The sequence below is a fragment of the Flavobacterium pectinovorum genome, from assembly GCF_006438875.1.
Lineage (GTDB): Bacteria > Bacteroidota > Bacteroidia > Flavobacteriales > Flavobacteriaceae > Flavobacterium > Flavobacterium pectinovorum_A.
On the sequence record NZ_RCZH01000010.1, the window covers coordinates 16327 to 33915 of the forward strand.

Annotated in this window: 15 protein-coding genes and 1 pseudogene; 9 read left to right on the forward strand and 7 right to left on the reverse strand. The window is 28.7% G+C overall.

Translation table 11 applies throughout. From position 1 onward, the window contains the following. The first annotated feature begins 346 nt into the window (after positions 1–346). A complete protein-coding gene (locus EAH81_RS15470) occupies positions 347–2965 on the forward strand; it encodes an NACHT domain-containing protein (RefSeq protein ID WP_140508686.1) in 2619 nt (872 codons plus the stop codon). Between the two features lie 765 nt (positions 2966–3730). Here the strand turns inward: EAH81_RS15470 and EAH81_RS15475 are convergent. The 3 genes and pseudogenes from EAH81_RS15475 to EAH81_RS15485 all read right to left on the reverse strand — a co-directional run. After that, positions 3731–4378, reverse strand: coding sequence for a hypothetical protein (locus EAH81_RS15475; RefSeq protein WP_140508689.1), 648 nt, complete (start codon positions 4376–4378; stop codon positions 3731–3733). Between the two features lie 505 nt (positions 4379–4883). Continuing rightward, positions 4884–5360, reverse strand: a complete 477-nt coding sequence (locus EAH81_RS15480; RefSeq protein ID WP_140508691.1) for a hypothetical protein — start codon at positions 5358–5360, stop codon at positions 4884–4886. A 572-nt stretch (positions 5361–5932) separates the two neighbouring features. Further along, positions 5933–6061: pseudogene (locus tag EAH81_RS15485) on the reverse strand (JAB domain-containing protein); the annotation flags it as partial. A 246-nt stretch (positions 6062–6307) separates the two neighbouring features. Between EAH81_RS15485 and EAH81_RS15490 the strand changes: the two are divergent. The 6 genes from EAH81_RS15490 to EAH81_RS15510 all read left to right on the forward strand — a co-directional run bounded on the left by EAH81_RS15490 (position 6308) and on the right by EAH81_RS15510 (position 13649). Next, positions 6308–8506, forward strand: coding sequence for an AAA family ATPase (locus EAH81_RS15490; RefSeq protein ID WP_140508693.1), 2199 nt, complete (start codon positions 6308–6310; stop codon positions 8504–8506). After that, positions 8484–9431, forward strand: coding sequence for a hypothetical protein (locus tag EAH81_RS15495; protein ID WP_140508695.1), 948 nt, complete (start codon positions 8484–8486; stop codon positions 9429–9431). The genes EAH81_RS15490 and EAH81_RS15495 overlap by 23 nt, the downstream gene beginning before the upstream one ends. Then, positions 9428–11404 (forward strand): AAA family ATPase, encoded by a 1977-nt coding sequence (locus EAH81_RS15500; protein ID WP_140508697.1) that lies wholly within the window; start codon positions 9428–9430, stop codon positions 11402–11404. Before EAH81_RS15495 ends, EAH81_RS15500 begins: the two co-directional genes overlap by 4 nt. A 328-nt stretch (positions 11405–11732) precedes the next feature. After that, positions 11733–12599, forward strand: coding sequence for a hypothetical protein (locus EAH81_RS15505; protein WP_140508700.1), 867 nt, complete (start codon positions 11733–11735; stop codon positions 12597–12599). 183 nt (positions 12600–12782) lie between these two features. Then, positions 12783–12923 carry a hypothetical protein gene (locus tag EAH81_RS27635; protein ID WP_170214140.1) on the forward strand — a complete coding sequence of 47 codons (141 nt, stop codon included), beginning with the start codon at positions 12783–12785 and terminating at the stop codon, positions 12921–12923. 111 nt (positions 12924–13034) lie between these two features. Beyond that, a complete protein-coding gene (locus EAH81_RS15510; RefSeq protein WP_140508702.1) occupies positions 13035–13649 on the forward strand; it encodes a hypothetical protein in 615 nt (204 codons plus the stop codon). A gap of 30 nt (positions 13650–13679) precedes the next feature. Here the strand turns inward: EAH81_RS15510 and EAH81_RS27740 are convergent, their stop codons facing one another. After that, the gene (locus EAH81_RS27740) at positions 13680–13844 is read right to left on the reverse strand and encodes a hypothetical protein (protein ID WP_206669085.1); all 165 of its coding nucleotides are present in this window, start codon (positions 13842–13844) and stop codon (positions 13680–13682) included. A 332-nt stretch (positions 13845–14176) separates the two neighbouring features. On the opposite strand from EAH81_RS27740, the gene EAH81_RS15515 reads away from it, so the two are divergent. After that, positions 14177–14716, forward strand: coding sequence for a hypothetical protein (locus EAH81_RS15515; protein WP_140508705.1), 540 nt, complete (start codon positions 14177–14179; stop codon positions 14714–14716). Positions 14717–14747: 31 nt separating this feature from the next. Then, positions 14748–15419: a hypothetical protein gene (locus tag EAH81_RS15520; protein ID WP_140508707.1), complete on the forward strand. Its 672-nt coding sequence runs from the start codon at positions 14748–14750 to the stop codon at positions 15417–15419. Between the two features lie 99 nt (positions 15420–15518). Here the strand turns inward: EAH81_RS15520 and EAH81_RS15525 are convergent, their stop codons facing one another. The 3 genes from EAH81_RS15525 to EAH81_RS15535 are packed head-to-tail and all read right to left on the reverse strand — an operon-like array spanning position 15519 to position 17577. Continuing rightward, positions 15519–16811 (reverse strand): PcfJ domain-containing protein, encoded by a 1293-nt coding sequence (locus EAH81_RS15525; RefSeq protein WP_140508709.1) that lies wholly within the window; start codon positions 16809–16811, stop codon positions 15519–15521. Beyond that, on the reverse strand, positions 16808–17191 hold the full coding sequence (locus EAH81_RS15530) for a Cas9 inhibitor AcrIIA9 family protein (RefSeq protein WP_140508712.1): 384 nt from the start codon (positions 17189–17191) through the stop codon (positions 16808–16810). Before EAH81_RS15530 ends, EAH81_RS15525 begins: the two co-directional genes overlap by 4 nt. Before the next feature lie 26 nt (positions 17192–17217). Beyond that, entirely contained in the window at positions 17218–17577 is a 360-nt protein-coding gene (locus EAH81_RS15535) for a hypothetical protein (RefSeq protein WP_140508714.1), read from the reverse strand. Between the last annotated feature and the right edge of the window lie 12 nt (positions 17578–17589).

Here is a 17589-nt window from a genome sequence, read left to right on the forward strand (position 1 = left end):
ATAAGTCTATCTTGTAGCCTAACGGGACAATTCTTGAACCATTTTGTGGATGATTTAAATAAAATAAATATTAAGCATTATTAAATTTTTCGGTTTAAATCCCATAAAGAGCTAAATTATTTATTGCTAACTTTCTTTTCAATTTTTGTTAAGATATTTTAATATAATACTCTCTAGTTTTTTGGGAACAGAAACCGTATAAATACTTGTATGAAATTTTAATTTAATCGATATACTTGCTTAAAATTAAATCATTTCAATATGGTTTTCAGTAAGGAAGTCTAATATTTATATAATAAATTTATCGTAATTATTAATTACGGTATTTCTCAAAAAAAAAACTACAATGATAAAAAAACAAATTACTAATAGTGAAATAACGGAAATCATAATAAGTAGTTCAAAACCTACTGCATACACAGGTCAATCTTTTCCCTTTACAGCATTGCCTGATCGAGTTTTTGAAATTTTATTATATCAAATTTTTCAAGTAAGAATAGATACCAAAGATTCAAGTTTAAATGATAAATTTGACGGAGTTGTCTTAATGCAAGGGGTTGGAGAAAGAGGAAGAGATTGTATATTAGCTAAAAAAGGTGCTAATGTAGGTTTAATTCAATGCAAACAAATTAATAAAAATATAACTAAACCAGAGGTTTTAAAAGAAATTCTTAAGTTTACTTTACATTATATTATTGATAAAAGTCTAATAACGGATTTGGATAATTTTACATATCATTTGGCGGTATCAAAAGGCTTAGCAGAAACATCAATAGTTTTAATAAATAACTTCAATAAAAATTACAGGTCTGAGGATATAAAACAATATTGTGAAGAACTTATTTCTAAAAATGTATCGCTAAAAGCCCTAAAATATGATAATCATAAAACCGAAATATTTAAAGTTTTAGACAAAATTAAGGTAATTTATATATGTCCGTCAGATTTGAGTCGATATCTTCATGAACATGAATCCTTACTAAAGCAATTTTTTAGAGTATTAACAATGACAGATAATGCTTTGCTAGAAAGTATAATTGACACTTATTTATCGCCTATTTTAAACAAAATTATACCTAAAGGAGAGAGAGAGAATAAAGATTTTGCTTTTAGATTTAAAGAATATATACAAAGAGTTTATACTCATTACTCTTCTTCAAGAACATTAGTTTTTGGAAATCAACAAAAAAAACTTGAAGATTTCTATTACCCATTGAATTTAGAGTGCAAAAATGAAGAATCAAATTTAAAACCTTTAAAAATATGCACCTTAAACTATGAAGAAGATTTCCTCCCTCAATTTAAGAAAGTTATTATAGTTGATAATGGAGGAATGGGGAAGTCGACAATAATGAAATGGTTATTTTTAAACGTTATTAAATTTAAAAAAGGTATTCCGATATTTATTGAATTAAGGAAACTTAAAAATGGAAAGACAATTATTGAAGAAATAATTTCAGAACTTAATCCAATTGATCAAAATCTAGAGAGAGAGTTAGTCACTAAATTAATTGCTCAAGGAAATTTTATTTTCTTTTTCGATGGTTATGATGAAATCTCAGATGCTGATAGAGAATTTGTTACAACAGATTTGCAAAGCTTTATTTCAAAATCATCAAATAATTTATTTTTACTCACTTCTAGACCCGAAACAGCATTAAATACCTTCAGTGATTTCAAAGAATTTAAGGTAAAAAAAATGGAAAAAACTGAAGCTTTTGAGCTAATAAAAAAAATTGGTAATAATAGCGAAAAATCATTGAGATTGATTGACAAGTTGAAAGAAAATGAGTTTGAGAATATTGACGATTTTTTACAAAGTCCGCTACTTGTATCATTACTATATAAAAAATTTGAGCATAGAGAAAATATTCCAATTCAGCTTCAAGAATTTTATTATGATGTATTTGAAGCGCTTTATCAAGATCATGATTTAACTAAAGGAGATAGTTTTGTTCGAAACAAAAAGACAAAACTTAGTTTTAACGATTTTTTTCAAATATTAAGAGAGTTTGCGTTTTTTACGTTTAAAAAAGGGGAAATTGAATATAACGATGCAATTCTTTATAAATATCTTGAGGAAGTGTCCAACAGATTACCAAATATCAAATTTAAAATTACTGACTTAGCAGAAGATCTTGTAAAATCTGTTCCGCTATTTAATAAAGAAGGTTTACAATATAGGTGGTCTCACAAATCGTTTCAAGAATATTTTACATCCGAGTATATTTGTAGAGATTCGAAAGAAAAACAGTTAGATATTTTAGGAGAAATGTATAAAAGCCCTAAATCGGAAAAGTATCTTTTCATTTTTAAATTATGTTATGATATAGATTTTAAGTCATTTAGAGAAGCTGTAATTGTTCCATATTTAAATGAGTTTGTTGATCATTTTGAAAATTCTTTTCAAAATTTAAATTTTTTGCATGATAATGAATCAACTGACATTATTTTAAGAAAATTAATAACATTTAATAGGTCATATTTAGTTATTACTAAAACGGACAGAGCTCTTATGAGTTCACTTTTTGAAAATATTAAAGAAGATATTTTTAATGAAGGAAAATTGGAAAACTTGCCTGATTTTATGGACGACAACCATAAGATTATGTTTATTTCATTTTCCACAATTACAGTAATTGGATCAAGAAAAAAATCAGATATATTGGAGCTATTGATTGATAAAAAAAGTAATTTATTGAAATCTTTTAGAAACGAAAAAAAGAAAAATTCTGATGAAAAAAAAGAAATAAAATCTAACTTACCAGATTACGTTATAGTGAATTTGCAAAATAATTATTCTAATGAGTCCTTAGAAAATTTAATTTATTTTAATAACCTTCTTAGATCTCATTTTTCAAATAGCAGATCTCAACATTTAGACATTGAAAGATGTAAAAAATTTTTAGAAAATTATTATGATGAAATTGCAAATGTCAGCGTTGATTACCATGCAGGTTTTTAAAAATTTAAGTTTGCATAAATGGTGGAAATGGTTTGAATATGATTTTGTGCCTTAATTTCCCGATCGTTCAAATATGTAAGCAACGGATAGTACAGATTTGCAATCTGTGCACGCAAAGAGAATCAGAATTATTGAAACAAAAAAGCTCCAGATTTCTCTGAAGCTTTTTGTTTTAGTAGCGGGAAGCATTCAATTATCTAACCACTTTATTGAAGATTATTACATGATTATTTCACTTGCATCTTAAAATATACGTTGAAAAATCTTTCACTTTTTTGGAAATCTTTTAGAGATACAATAGTTATAAGAAGCTTTACAGCGCTTCATCAGCATAGCAGTAATAAGATATGATAATATAATTAATGGTTTCAGCAATGTGATCTCAAAAAATATTCCGGCTTTTCTTTCTTTTTGAAGTTGTCAGTTTATCTGCTTCAGAGATTATTAGGTTTTCTGAAGGATAATTGTGAATTATCATCAAAGATGTAATTTGCCTTAAGAGCTGAGGAAAATTTTACTGTAATTCAGCAACAGTTCCCGCAATTGGTTCAGAAGAAATTACGTAAATTCCAAGTGTCCTGTGATCTTGCTTCAAAGTAATACTTTCTACCACCCGAAGAATTCAATTTATTTATAATCGTATGTTGAAAGTAAAAAAAACGCTAGAATTACAGCATAGATGTTCACTTCAATAAAGATAAATTTAGACTATCAAATAATGAGAAATTAAGATAATAAAACGGGAAAGTTAACAAATTTTGAATCTCAACCCACTAATTGCTTGAAGTAATTTTCAATTAGTGCTCTCAATTTTACGATCTCTCCTTCAAATGTTTTAACATCAGCGTTTTCATTAATCCGTTTGACTGCATGACTAGTTGTTTCTATTTCATTTTCGCTTGTACCATATAATTGTTGCATATCCGTTTGACTTCCGCCTTCATCTTCTCGTTCTATTAGAATATTATATTCTGTAATACAAACTCTCTCTATTTTTTCACTCTTTTCTTGTAGTACTTTAGCCTGAGCAGTAATTTCATCAGTTAATAGGATTCTATTTCGATGGCAATATTGAATTGTCAAGGCATAGGTTTCCTGAAATCGAGTTAGATTTGATTTAAGTAAATTATGACTTAAATATGAGGGCTTAGTGAAGTTCGTAAAGCTATAATGATATGCTACAACTAAGTCATACATCTTTTTTAGACATTCAATCTGTAATTCAGTGTGTCTTGTAAACTTGATTTCTTTTTTAGTTAATTCTGCTTTAAACGTTTCAATTGTGTTAGAAAGTTTAACACTTTGAAAATACCGAATTATTCCAGTTAATATAATCACTCCAAGCAAAATCCATGAAGTAACATCTTTGTAATTTACAACTACATTTTTAGCTAGTTCTGTTGTTTCTTCCATCTATTTTGAGTAATTCAGTTAATCAAATTTAACAATAAAAAGTGAAATTATTTAGGAGCAATTTCTGAAATTTTAATTTATTAAATGACTTTATCAAACGGTTCAGGAGCTGTTAAATGTATAAAAAGTTGTTTTTTTAATCAACTTTCATATATTTGCAATGAAAAAGGGAGTGCTGTCAACACCCCCTTCTTAGGATAACGGTTAGGCAAATCGCCAACTCGAATGAAAAGTCCCGTTATTTTGGTTTCCCTCTAATGTGGGGAAGACGGATTTTGAGTTATTACTTAACTCGCTTAATTGTTACCGTTGTACGGACTTGAACAGTTCTTTGAACTTGAACCCTAACTGGGGCAGTTCTTACAATAACTACTTTTCTCATCGTGTGTAATTTTAAAAAGTTATACATTTAATTAGTAGACCAAAACTCGAACATCGGAAGTGTTCGGGTTTTTTGCGTTTGCCCCTCTCGTATTCGAGATTATTTTTTGCCAAATCCTTAGCATTATTTCTTTTCTTCGCCAATCATTACTACAGATTTCACAACATCTGGAAGTCCTTCCATGTCAGGTTTATGTTCGTCTTTAAAGTCATCATTCACAATCCATGTTGGAAGTCCCCAAAAACTCAATAGATTTTTATCGTTATATTGAACAAAAAGCAATTTAGATTCTTTCTTAAGTTTTCGTGCGGTGTTATCTATGTTAACATCATCTTTACCACGCAACTCATTGTAGACATTTTGTATATCCTTTAATTTACAGGCTTTAGTAATTTTGTTCTCAAAAATCCAAAGAATCTGTTTTTCTCTTGTCGCCTTGCTAGGAAAAACAGCAGAATTTTGTGACTGTGGTTCTGCTTCTGTGCCATTGAATTTATAATCACTAGCAACATAGCCGTATAATTTTAAAACAGTGTCAATGGCTTCAAGTTGTTTTATAACATCTTTTCTTTTATCTATTAGGTTGTCAATTATTTCCATATCTAATGTGTGTTTATTACTGTTGTTGTTTGAGATAAATCAGGATTTACTTTGTACTGATTTTCATCTATAATTGCTTGATTACAAATGTATAAATTTATTTGGAATAAAAACAAATGTAAAATTAAATTTACGCGAGTTCACGGGGTATTTTATGAACAGTTACGGGACATAATTTAAAATCATTATTGAAACTTTCCACGGTCTGTATACTCTGACAGTACATGGTATATAGTCATTTGTTGTTAATAAGTATTTCCAAAATAGTTGCAAAATGTATATAATATACAGGGAAAGGTTGATAAAAGACTGTTTTATTAAAACCCTTTACCTGTCTTTTTAAGATTTGTAGTTCGGAAATTGCGATTTTAGCGTATAATAGTCAAAAAATCGATTTGATTGTTGCAGTTCTTGACATCAGTTGTATTATTGTGAAAGGTTATTTTTGTTCCTGTAGAAATATATATCACAATATTCTAAATCAAGTTTATAAAGTATTCGAAATTGTTTTGTGTTTTGTGTGTAGCAATACAGCTTTAAGCTATATTTAATAGTCATAATTATAAAGGCGCTTATAAAGCGCCTTCATCAGCAAAGGAATAATAAGATTCGGCAGTTATAATTAATGAATCCAGTAATGTGATGTCAAGAAGTCTTCCGGCTTCTTTTACTTTTCGAGTTATCTGTTTATCAGCCTCAGAGGTTGAAAATGCTGGAAATAGAGGTTTAAATCTAATGTGTCTAAATTCTCATTTCTTTTTTTAAAATTCTCCCCGCCACTATGTTATTGTTAGTTTGAGTAACTATATAATTATTTAATCACTTTGTTATTATCAATAGTTCACTTGTTTACAATTTACTGATTGCTCTAAATTAAATAGAAAATACTTATAAATTAACGGTAGAATTTTTAGTACTATATTTACTAAAATTTTATTAAGTTAAAGATGAGATTAGTAGCTGTTTTTATATATGAACATCAATTCTTGTTTGATGAACCACAAACCATTAACCTTGGTGGAAAATATATTTATAATTTTAAAGGATATAATAATTCGTCAGTACTAATAAGGAGAGAGGAGAATCATAACTATATCAATAATTTTTATGATTTAACAAAGACTTCATCAAAATTGTCATTAGTAAGCGCAATTGTTGGAGAAAACGGAACGGGTAAAACTTCTATATTAGATATTCTGAGGTCTAAATTTGTTGAACATTCTTCTCCATTTCCGCACTCATACGTAGTTATGATTGGAGAAGATGATACTAGTGATTATCCAATTTTAATTAAATCAAGTTTTGAAACTAATAAATATCTTTTAAATATTAATGAACTTGATAAAAATAATGCATTATTTTTAGATATAGACCTTGCTAAAACGGAACAGTCTTTTCAATCAATATATTATTCTCCCCATTACGATTATAAGGTTAATCCCCACTTTGATAAGATTGATGATTATGACATTTCATTTGATACTGTTTTAGATAATGATTTAAATGATTTGGCAAACAAGGATTCAAATCCAGCTGGCTGGAATTTTAGACCAAACAGGGAATTAAGATTTAAAAATTCACTACGGCAAATTTCATTTTTGTCATCTAAAGTATTTGAAAACAACACTGTTTTTAATGACATTTTTACTTTTCCAAAACATGGTAATCCAAAGTTGATATTCAGAGCTCATAAATTAGATGACATATTTGATAATGTATCACTCGATGTGAAATTTGGAGCTTTAAAGCCATTAGAAGAAAAAGCTAGCAAAGAAAAAAATGCTCGGATAAAAAGAAGAGTTTATGATGATAAAAATAATTTTATAAATAAAGATGAATTAGAGAATGAAAGATTAAAAACTTTTATCGTCCAGTGCATTGTATCTGTTTTGTTTAGACAAGCTGACAAAAAAAATACATTTTTATCTGAATTAAAATTAGGATCGGACTTTGAAAAAAGAACAAAAGATTTAAACTATATAGATACTTTTTTAAAAATGATTGAAGAGGTCAAAATTGAGTATCACGGAAATGTATGGAAACCTTTTAGCTACGAGCTAATAAAATTATTTTTAGATAATATTTTTAGTATTCTTGACAACCAATCATATTATTCTGATGGATATGCTGAAGATGATTATGTTCAGACTAAAGTTGATTATGATGAGAATACWATTTATCCAGATTATAAAGATGCTATTGAAATATTAACTTTACAAAGAAAATTAATTATAGAACTTGAAAGATACTTTTTGTTTAATGCTAAAAAATCTGAGGAGAGTGATTTAATCTTAGATACTAGTTATAAAATAGATGGTTTTATTAACTATGAAACTGAAAAAAAACTAAGTTCTGGAGAAAATGCGCTATTGAATTTTTACTCTAGAATTTATGATTTTGTGGTTAGTAATCTTTTAAATAGTGAGCTAGGAAATAGATTTTTACCTCTCAAAAAGCATTATATACTTTTGCTAGATGAGGCAGATTTAGGGTTTCATCCCATATGGAAAAAAAAGTTTGTAAAATCTTTAGTTTATACTTTAAGCCACATTTTTGAACTTATTGAGAATAAACCATCATTTCAAATAGTATTTACAACGCATGACCCTCTAACATTATCAGATTTACCAAGATATAATGTTGTGTATTTAAAAAGTTTAGATAATAAAACTGTCGTTCTTGAAAATGATGATAGACCAMAAATTTCATTTGGAGCAAATATTACTGATCTTTTGGCTTATTCGTTTTTTACAGACGATGGATTGATTGGAGATTTTGCAAAAGAAAAAATTGAAAAAAATTTGGATTGGCTCAACGAAATTCTTAATATAAAAGAAAAAATCACGGATTTTGTTTTAAACAAAAAAACCGCAAAAGTAGAAACTTTAAGACGCAAACTTAACAAAGCTCTATCTCTTGAATGTAGCGAAACATTAAAAAATAAAGAAAATCCATATTTTAATCAACATAGAAAATTAATTGCAATAATAGATGAACCTATTATGAAAATAAAGCTAGCTGAAATGTATGATAATGCTACAGCGCAGTCCTTGCAAGCAGAAATAATTTCTAGAGAAATTGAGTTTTTACAAAAAAAAATGGAAAATTTAAACAATATTCAATATGTTAAATCTAAAAGAAAATAGTAAAAATGTTCGTGAATATTTCGTGGATATTAAATCAAAAATAGAAGATAGAATTTCAAAGGATGGCTTTTTGTCTACTTCATTAAAAAACGAACTAAAAGAAAGACTATTTGATATAATAACAAGTGCTCCAAATGAATTACCTGATATTAATTTGGAATTTATTTATAAATTTATTCCACTATATGACAGTGCAACATATGATTTGTATGTTAGAGGTAGTAAAACAGTTAAAGAGAGACATGCTTATCATCCAGCAATTCAATCTATTCAGTCAATTTTTAATTACAAAGAAATTACAGGAAACAGGTATTATCTTGCAGAAATATTGAAACGGCATACTTGTACATATTGTAATAGAAATTACATTAAAACTATTGGGTCTACAAAAGATAAGGTATGTAGGGCTGAATATGATCACTGGTTCAATAAAGATAGATACCCCCTTCTAGCCTTATCTTTTTTTAATTTAATTCCTAGTTGCTCTTCTTGTAATAAATTAAAAAGTAATAAAAATTTTGAACTTGATACCCACCTACAGCCGTATATCAATGATTTAAATGAAAAATTTAAATTTTCATACCGCAAAAAAACCTTTGTTGATAATAACGTTACAATAGCAGATGAATCTTCTTTACCAGCTAAAACAAAAAAAATGATTGAAACATTTAAGATAAAAGAGATATACAATGCGCATTCAGATACTGAATTAAGAGATCTATTAGACCTAAGATACAAGTATTCTGAGAACTACATTGATATCTTAATAAATAAAACATTTAAAAATATAATGTCTAGAGAGGAAATTTATAGATTGGTATTTGGAATCGAAATTAATGAAGATGATTTTCATAAAAGACCATTTAGTAAATTCAAAAAAGATATATTATCAGAATTGGAGATAATAAAACCTAAGTCCCCATGAATTTTAAAATAATTGCATTAAAAGTACTTGATGGGACAGATTCTACTTTTGTTAAAGTTCTAAAAAAAAATAAATTATATTTTTTTTACACAAATTATAAAATCGAAATAATTGATGGGATAGAATCTATTGTCGAAGATATTTCTTTGCAAAGCCCTTTGTTATATAATATAAAAGGATTAAGTTCAGATGTTAATATAAATATTTCAGCTATTGTAGGTAAAAACGGTTCTGGTAAAAGTACTATTATTGATCTTCTTTTTAGAGCAATAAACAATATTGCGTATAATTTTAAGTTTGTTGCGGGTAATAAAAACAAAACAATTACTGCTGATTTGGAAGTAATTAAAGGTATTCATATTGAATTTTATTTTCATACCGATAATTATTATAAGATTTCTGTTAATGATGATATTTTTCAAGTATTTAGATTTAATAAAGATGGAAGAATTAATTTAAAACCAGAAGAAGACTTTTCATTAGAGAAATTATTTTACACAGAAGCTGTAAATTATTCTCATTATGCTTACAACAGTAAAGAATACGGGTACTTTGAAGGGTCTAAATTTGTCGATTGGCTACAAGAGTTGTTTCATAAAAATGATTCGTATCAAACTCCCCTTGTTCTTAATCCGATGCGTACAGAAGGAAATTTTGATATTAATCGTGAAAATGATTTAGTTAAGCAACGTATTCTTGCTAATGTTTTGCGTCCAATTGAGGGCAATTTAGATTTTAGAAAATTTGGCGATAATTTAATTGCACATAAAATTAGCTTTGAATTAAAAAAATCAAAGGATGTTGTTTATTATCATCGCAAGGATACAAGTGGAGAAAAAATACTGAGAACATTTAGATTAAGTGCTTTTGAAATTCCAGAAAGAAATGATTTGGCTAAATTGTTAATGTCCGAATTGGTTCAAGTTCAGAATTTTAACATTGATCTTTTCGTTGAAAAAAGATATTTAGTAGCTAGATCTTATATTATTTATAAAGTAGTTAGTATTTGCTTGAAGTACGAAGACTACTTCAAATTTCTACTTCCTCGACATAAGAAGTTTGATACAGCACTCTTTGGAGAATTGATTAATAAATTAAAGGAAGATGATAGTCATATAACTTTTAAGTTAAAACAGGTTCTGAATTATTTGAAAAATGATTATGTTCAATATCAAAATAAAAAATTAACATTGCCTATATCTGATATATCTGATGCTATCGCTTTAAGACGTCAACCAGACCAATCAATTTTAAATTTTATTCCTCCACCAATTTTTGATATTAAAATAATTCTAAAATCATCTAATAGTGATGATGTAAAATTTGACAGTTTGAGTTCAGGAGAAAAACAATTAATATATATGGTAAGCTCTTTACTTTATCATTTGTATAATATTGATTCTGTTATGGGTGAAAAAATTAAATATGAAAATATAAATATTGTACTTGAAGAAATCGAATTATATTTTCATCCAGAATTGCAAAGATGTTTTATAAAATACTTTTTAGATAGCATTTCGCGAATCGGTCTAAAGAATATAAAGAGTATTAATATTTGTTTTGTAACTCATTCCCCTTTTATACTCTCTGATATTCCAAGCAGTAACATTATGTTTCTTAAAGTTATTAACGGTGAAGCTTTTCAAATATTCGATAAAAAACATACGTTTGGGGCAAATATACATGAACTGTTAGGTGATAGTTTTTTTATGGAAAATGGTTATATAGGTTCTTTTGCTCAAGATAAGATAAATGATACAATTAACTGGATAAATAAAAACGCAAAAAAAAAGGAATCAAAAAGTGTTTTCCTGAAGAACAAGATCTATCATCAAAGTATAATTAAATTAATCGATGAGCCTATATTAAAAATTAAACTTTCAGAAATGCTTTCAGAATTAGATAAAGATGTTGAATTTCATAATAGTCTTATACAACAACAAATTGATTTTCTTGTTGCTAAGAGAAAATAAAACTGATTAATAAATATATTTTATAATTAATTAGAAAATATGTTCGTTGCATTTTGTACGTTTGATCTTGTTTTTCCTTAAAATTACTTTTGTTTAGATAAATTTTTCTATTCGAACGAACTCTTTTTCAAAACAAAATCTTCCTATAAATTTTGGAGACAATTATGCTAAAAGAATAAAATCATTTGACAAAAAGAAATCCAGCAAACTAAAGTGCAGGAATAATCCATAAGCCAAACAAATACATTTATGTTGGAGTTATTCTGATGCAAAAAAAGATGGCTCTGGAAAATTATAGAAATTGATTAATTTGAATACATTTTAAGAAATGACATTGGTAATTGGAAGGATAGCTCAGGGTTCATTACGAATAGAAAGTGATTCAAAAATCACTGATCCAAATATAGTATCTAATCGGAATAGTATCTTTTCTGGTTTACTAAAAACTATTATTTTGCATCCTAAACTATGTATCTCATATGCTGGCTCAGTTGATACTGCTCAACAGGCAATTGAACAAGTTTATAAACTAAATGAACTAAGTATAGACAAAGTTAGAAAATTGCTGCTAGAAATAAATAGAGAGTCAAATTATGAAACTGACTTTTTAATAGGAGCATTGGAAAATCAAGCTTTACTTTATAAAATCGCTAAGGGCGAAATTGAGCCATCAAACCAGCATCATTGGATTGGCGATACATCAGGATTTAATATGTTTCAAAAGAACTTTATTCCTAATTTAAAAAGTACAGATTGGAAACACATAATGGAGATTCAATCACAGGCATTTGAGGAAGTTATTTCAAGTGGAACAATTGATAGTGTCGGAGGATTTCATATAACAGTTCATACAACTGCAAAAGGTCTTGAATATTTAATGAAGATGTCCTTTATTGGAGGGCAACCAATCTCAATGTTAATTGAAGGAAATCAATCTGTACCAGTAATGATTGGAGATGCGAAAACTGGAGCTTTTGCATATAGCTACTTAATATCAAGCGACTCTTTTCAGCCAGCAATTGGAATCCATTTCCCAATAGGTAATTTTGGAACATTATATTATCCTAGGTTTACAAGGCAAATTTTAATATTTAAAGATGTTGATCCTTTTGAATTTGCAAAAAAAGTTAAGGATGATTATAAATTAGATTTAACAGGAATAGTTAAAAACGGAGATCATATGACAATGATTTAAATAAATAAAGCTGTAAATCTTAAATCAAAACTAATTAAAGCTTCAAATAAAATTCAGTACAAGTAGGTATTGTGACTTTAAAATCATTTCCTTGTTACGGATTTCCGTAATACAATAATAATTTTTTTAATGTTATTTGTTAGTGAGAAACAAATGTTAGTATTTAATTAATAGGAAATTATTATGAATGAACTTCAAGCAATTAAGCCTGGTCCACAACCCAAAAAAGAAGATGGAACACCAGATAAAAGACCTCGGGTCAACCCTCCAAACAAGGAAAAGCATCCTGCTTTAAAACCACACAAGCATAAACCTAAAGATTAAGTAATTATTGGTAAGGTTTATAAATTCTAACACCGAATTTAAATCAATTAAAAACCTCAAAACTGTTAAGTTCAGATTTGAGGTTTTACAAATATTTTAAAAAAAAAGCACATGAATAAAATTAAATTAGCAATATTTACTTTGTCAATACTTGCAATTGTAAGCTGTAAATCTAATGAAGAAAATCAAGTGAACAATATTGCAACTGATAGTATTTCTGTTGAAAATCTTGACCCATCAAACGATGATATTGAGCATGACAATTCATTACCGAAATATAAAACTATTAAAGAAATGTTTGAAGCTTCGTATGATTTTAGTGAAGAAGTAGGGACATTAAAATTCATTTCATTGGAGGAAAGTAAATTGCATGTTCAGGTCTCTAAACCAATTTTCGAAGGTGATTTGAAAAATATAATCGCAGAACAGGTTAAACGAGATATTGTATATGTTGCTTTTCAGACATTTGCACAAACTGAAATTAATGCACTGACGATAACATCAGTTCCAAACTCAAATGATAAACCTAATAAGTATTTTGATATTTATAAAAAAACTGTAAAAGTTAATAGAGAAAATGCTTTATTAATTTTAAAGAAATATTTAGATACTAATAACTTCTCAATTTTGTATGAAAATCAAAATCGATTATGGGTTCCAAGTAAACAATTTAGTGTTTTGAAATTTGAAAAATTGAATGAAGTATATAGTATGATTGAAAACTAATAATTTTTTAACGCACATAAGTTTTTAATCTTAAGGTTGCAGATGATGTGTTAGTTTTAGGTTATCCATATTCAATAAATGGAACTGGTATTTTTCAATTTGGAAAAAGGGAAGCGTTGCTACAAAACCGGGTATAGAATTTTTTATTGATACAGTCAGTAAATCTGTGATGTCAGGTTCTTCTTTGATTTTCATAAGAACATGATTACAAACAGAGGAGAGCGGAAAGTTAAATATTAATAATATCATTGGAGAGATTCAGGGATTTATAGGGATTTACTCTAGGAGAATTATAGGCAAAACAGAGTTTAATGCATAGTTAAGTGTAGTATGGAAAAAAGAAGTTATAGAAGAAATAATTATTGGAAATATAAAAGACAATAAAAATTTCATTTATCGTCGAACAAATGTTAATTGATTCAACAAAAAAGAAAACGAATTATAATAAAATGTTTGCCAAAGAAGGTTAAAAAACGATTGACACAAATTGGTCGACTATTACAGTATCTCTAAAAATTCAAAATAATATGTACTACTACAAAATGAAATTGTCTTTAGAACAAATGGAAGAGTATGTGAATAATGGTCGTGCAATCGATGCAACTATGGGCGGATTAATTTTAGGACGGTCACATGACGATGGAGGGATATATTTTTGGGTAAAAAAAGGTAATTATTATAGTTTAGAAGGCGAAGTTGAAGGCTATGAATATATATTAAATTTTGGTGCAACTGATTTTTTTGAAGAATCGTCTAAACGATTTCATCAGTATGAAAAGCATAAAGGTGACTTCGAAGAGTATTTTCCTATTTCCCATATCAAGATTCTTGATACAAGACGGGAAATAGAACCAAAATTTTTGCTTTTTGATGATAATAAATTTTCAATTATTAATAAGTTTTCTGCAAAAGGCTATCTAGAAACTATAGATAAGATGAATAAAGCTATTACATATAAAATTATTGGAGACAACTTAGCAGAGCGTATTTTCCATAATACTGATCAGATAGAAATAAAATTCTATGATGAATTGGAGGGGTTTGTTCAGATAAATCAATCTAACTAAAGATTTAATTTAATAATAAACTAAAGCTATTATGAATATGTACGAAATCTTGCTTATCAGTATTAGTCTATTAACTGGGTTCTTATTTGGGTATCTCACTTCATATGTAAAGGAGAAAGGAAAAAATAGAGCTACCATTGAAGATACTAAATTATTGACTGAAGAAAAAGAAAAAGTTACTTCTAAATTTGATTTAGAAAACTCAAAACGTAAATACAAATATGAGTATAAAAGTAATTTGTATATAAAGTATTTTAATTTGCTTGATGAACTTAATGCAAAGTCAAACGAAGAGGCTCACGCAGAATTTTTACCTGCGATTTCAAAATTTAATGCTTCATTTTTGAGTTCGCAAAATGATCCAGAAAAAGAAATGGAGGCAACAACTGAGTTTTCAGAATCTATATTGAGAATTATGGCTAAGGCAAATCAATCGCAATTGCGATTTAAAACTGAAACAAGCTCATTAAAAATAATAGCTGGTGCTGAGGTATTAAAACTATTAGAAGAAACTGAATTCGCAAATGATGAAGCATTAAATAGATCAGCAGCAATGATGAAAGATCTTGCGTCTCTTTTGATTTCAAGAGAAATCAGTGAATTGAACAACCATCAGTCAGAAATTCAGGAAACCGCAATGAAATTAAATACTCTAAAATTGCAATTGAGAGAGGCTGTCCGAAAAGAATTAGATGAGATTTAATAGTGGCTTAAGAATGATTCATCTATATCTTAAGTTCAATTAGCTTTTTAATATAATTACGTATTAGGTGTAACTATTGTTTATAAAATCTTCAGCTTTTCACTTCTTAATTCGTGAACTAATCTGATAAAGATTTTTTTTCATGATGCTTATTATGACTTCGTGATACTGTGAATTATTATTTTTCATGCCATGGCATTGGACTATTTCCATATTTGAAAGAGAAACTTCTATAGTTTCAACGGTAGTGTCATAGACCTTCGCTGAGAGAATAAGTGAATCTTTTTTCTTGTAGTACTCATTTGTAAAGACACAATGGTGCAGGTTATCGCCATCTTCCATAAAGTCCTGCACGTTTTCCAAAACTTTAATAGTTAGATTTTCATCTGTAAAACAAAGTCCGAAAAAGCGTTTTTTTTCTTCGGCATAAACTTCCTGCGCTTTTAGGATTTCTGCACGCATTTTTAATAGATGTTTTTTTCTTTGCAATTCCCTCTTTTTAGCCACAAGTTTATCGTGGACTTTATGAAGATTTTCAGGACAGACAAAAGAGGCACAGTTGAGGTCTTTTTTAAACCAACGAAGCAGGGCTATGTAATCTTCCCATATTTTATAATCTTTAATCACATAATTGTTTTTAATACAAACTTTTACTGCATACCAATTTTCTTTGATATGCTGTTCATGTGATTGTAGATAATAAGAAAGCAGGGAAGTTTGAGAAGATTTCAAAAGTGTTTCCGTAATAGAATCTTTTAAAAGGGAAGTAAAAAGTATCTGTGGTGCAATATTGTAAACTGAAGTTTTAAATCCGTTTCTTTTTAAAACAGTAAGTAGTTTCATGCATGGATAAACTTTGTAAGGATTAATTCTGTATTTCGGGGAGTTCTGAAAATCCTTTGGGCGGATTTCAAGGGGAGAATAATACTGCCATGCATCATAGACATTTGAAAAAACATTTGTACTAAGCGACATGGTACGAACTTCTCCTTTTGGGTTTATCCAATGCTGCATTACTTCCTTGTGAAAATAAGAAGGTAAAGTATTCTTTTTCATGTGTTTGTGTGAGCAGATCATACGTACCACCTGATAGCCTTGACACACATCCAATACAGCAGAGTATTCAATTTCCCTGAAATGCACCTGATTGCATCCCTGCATTTTAAGCCTTCCCTGACAGAGGCGACATTTTATATATTTTTCGCAGGACTTACTTAGTGATTCAGGTTTCCAAGAATGCGTGCATTCAAGGCAGTGAAATTTTCCACGTGATAACACTCCCCATTTAAGGAAAATACTTTTTTCTGCCCAAGTGTGCATCTCATCTGATATGGGTTTCAGGGTAGTGCTTAAATGTGAAATTTCTTTCTCGATGATGGTTTTAGGTATCATAGGTCAAAAAGTGTTAAGGTTTGTTGCTCGGCAAGTTTAGGAGTCTGTACGGTTTGAGTTTTCTGAATGGTGTTTTCAGAAACAGCAGGAGCTGAGGTGAATAAATCAGCCCCTGCAGGCTGATTTACCACAACTTTACAGCTGACAGGAGCGGGAGTTGCTATACTGTCATCAGCATAATATTTGAGCGCCATGTCGAATATTTCCTTATTGTCAAAGGCGCAGAATCCAGTTTTCTTTACCTCGCCAAAAATGTAATTGATACAGCTTTCAAGGTTTTTGGATGCCTTTGTGAAGTTCTGCGCAAAGACGGTATCGCTTTGCGCAGTTTCACTGAGGTATTTTTCCATGACGGATTTAAATTGTTCAGAAGCTTTCATAAGGGAAGATTTTAAGATTGAAAAAGTCATTCAAAACTGTTTCTGTAGATGTCAAAACAGTATTCTTCAAAACAGAGCCAACACATAAAAGTGTAGTGGGGAAGACGATGCGTATTTTTTACAGGCTCGCCAAGTGAATCCTCGATTTCTTTGCGGATGTTTTCCAAATCATCAAGATTTTCGATATAGAACTTTTTACAGTCCACGTGGTAAATAAATTCAGAGATCATACCGCTCATGCACCCGCCATTCTGCAGGTCTTCGAGAAAGGATTTAAGCTGTTCCTTTTTAGTCCCGTCATAGGATCCTAAATCGGACAGAATTATTTTATTGAATGCAGAGCATACCTCATACTGTTTGTACATTGATTTTTCCAAGGCTTTCATAACTCATTTCTT

Bases quoted from the DNA above. Each gene is read 5' to 3' on its own strand.
- EAH81_RS15495 (WP_140508695.1), top strand. From the start codon at position 8,484: ATGTTAAATCTAAAAGAAAATAGTAAAAATGTTCGTGAATATTTCGTG.
- EAH81_RS15475 (WP_140508689.1), bottom strand. From the start codon at position 4,378: ATGGAAGAAACAACAGAACTAGCTAAAAATGTAGTTGTAAATTACAAA.
- EAH81_RS27740 (WP_206669085.1), bottom strand. From the start codon at position 13,844: ATGAAAATCAAAGAAGAACCTGACATCACAGATTTACTGACTGTATCA.
- EAH81_RS15515 (WP_140508705.1), top strand. From the start codon at position 14,177: ATGTACTACTACAAAATGAAATTGTCTTTAGAACAAATGGAAGAGTAT.
- EAH81_RS15525 (WP_140508709.1), bottom strand. From the start codon at position 16,811: ATGATACCTAAAACCATCATCGAGAAAGAAATTTCACATTTAAGCACT.
- EAH81_RS15470 (WP_140508686.1), top strand. From the start codon at position 347: ATGATAAAAAAACAAATTACTAATAGTGAAATAACGGAAATCATAATA.
- EAH81_RS15520 (WP_140508707.1), top strand. From the start codon at position 14,748: ATGAATATGTACGAAATCTTGCTTATCAGTATTAGTCTATTAACTGGG.
- EAH81_RS15530 (WP_140508712.1), bottom strand. From the start codon at position 17,191: ATGAAAGCTTCTGAACAATTTAAATCCGTCATGGAAAAATACCTCAGT.
- EAH81_RS27635 (WP_170214140.1), top strand. From the start codon at position 12,783: ATGAATGAACTTCAAGCAATTAAGCCTGGTCCACAACCCAAAAAAGAA.
- EAH81_RS15535 (WP_140508714.1), bottom strand. From the start codon at position 17,577: ATGAAAGCCTTGGAAAAATCAATGTACAAACAGTATGAGGTATGCTCT.
- EAH81_RS15510 (WP_140508702.1), top strand. From the start codon at position 13,035: ATGAATAAAATTAAATTAGCAATATTTACTTTGTCAATACTTGCAATT.
- EAH81_RS15500 (WP_140508697.1), top strand. From the start codon at position 9,428: ATGAATTTTAAAATAATTGCATTAAAAGTACTTGATGGGACAGATTCT.
- EAH81_RS15480 (WP_140508691.1), bottom strand. From the start codon at position 5,360: ATGGAAATAATTGACAACCTAATAGATAAAAGAAAAGATGTTATAAAA.
- EAH81_RS15505 (WP_140508700.1), top strand. From the start codon at position 11,733: ATGACATTGGTAATTGGAAGGATAGCTCAGGGTTCATTACGAATAGAA.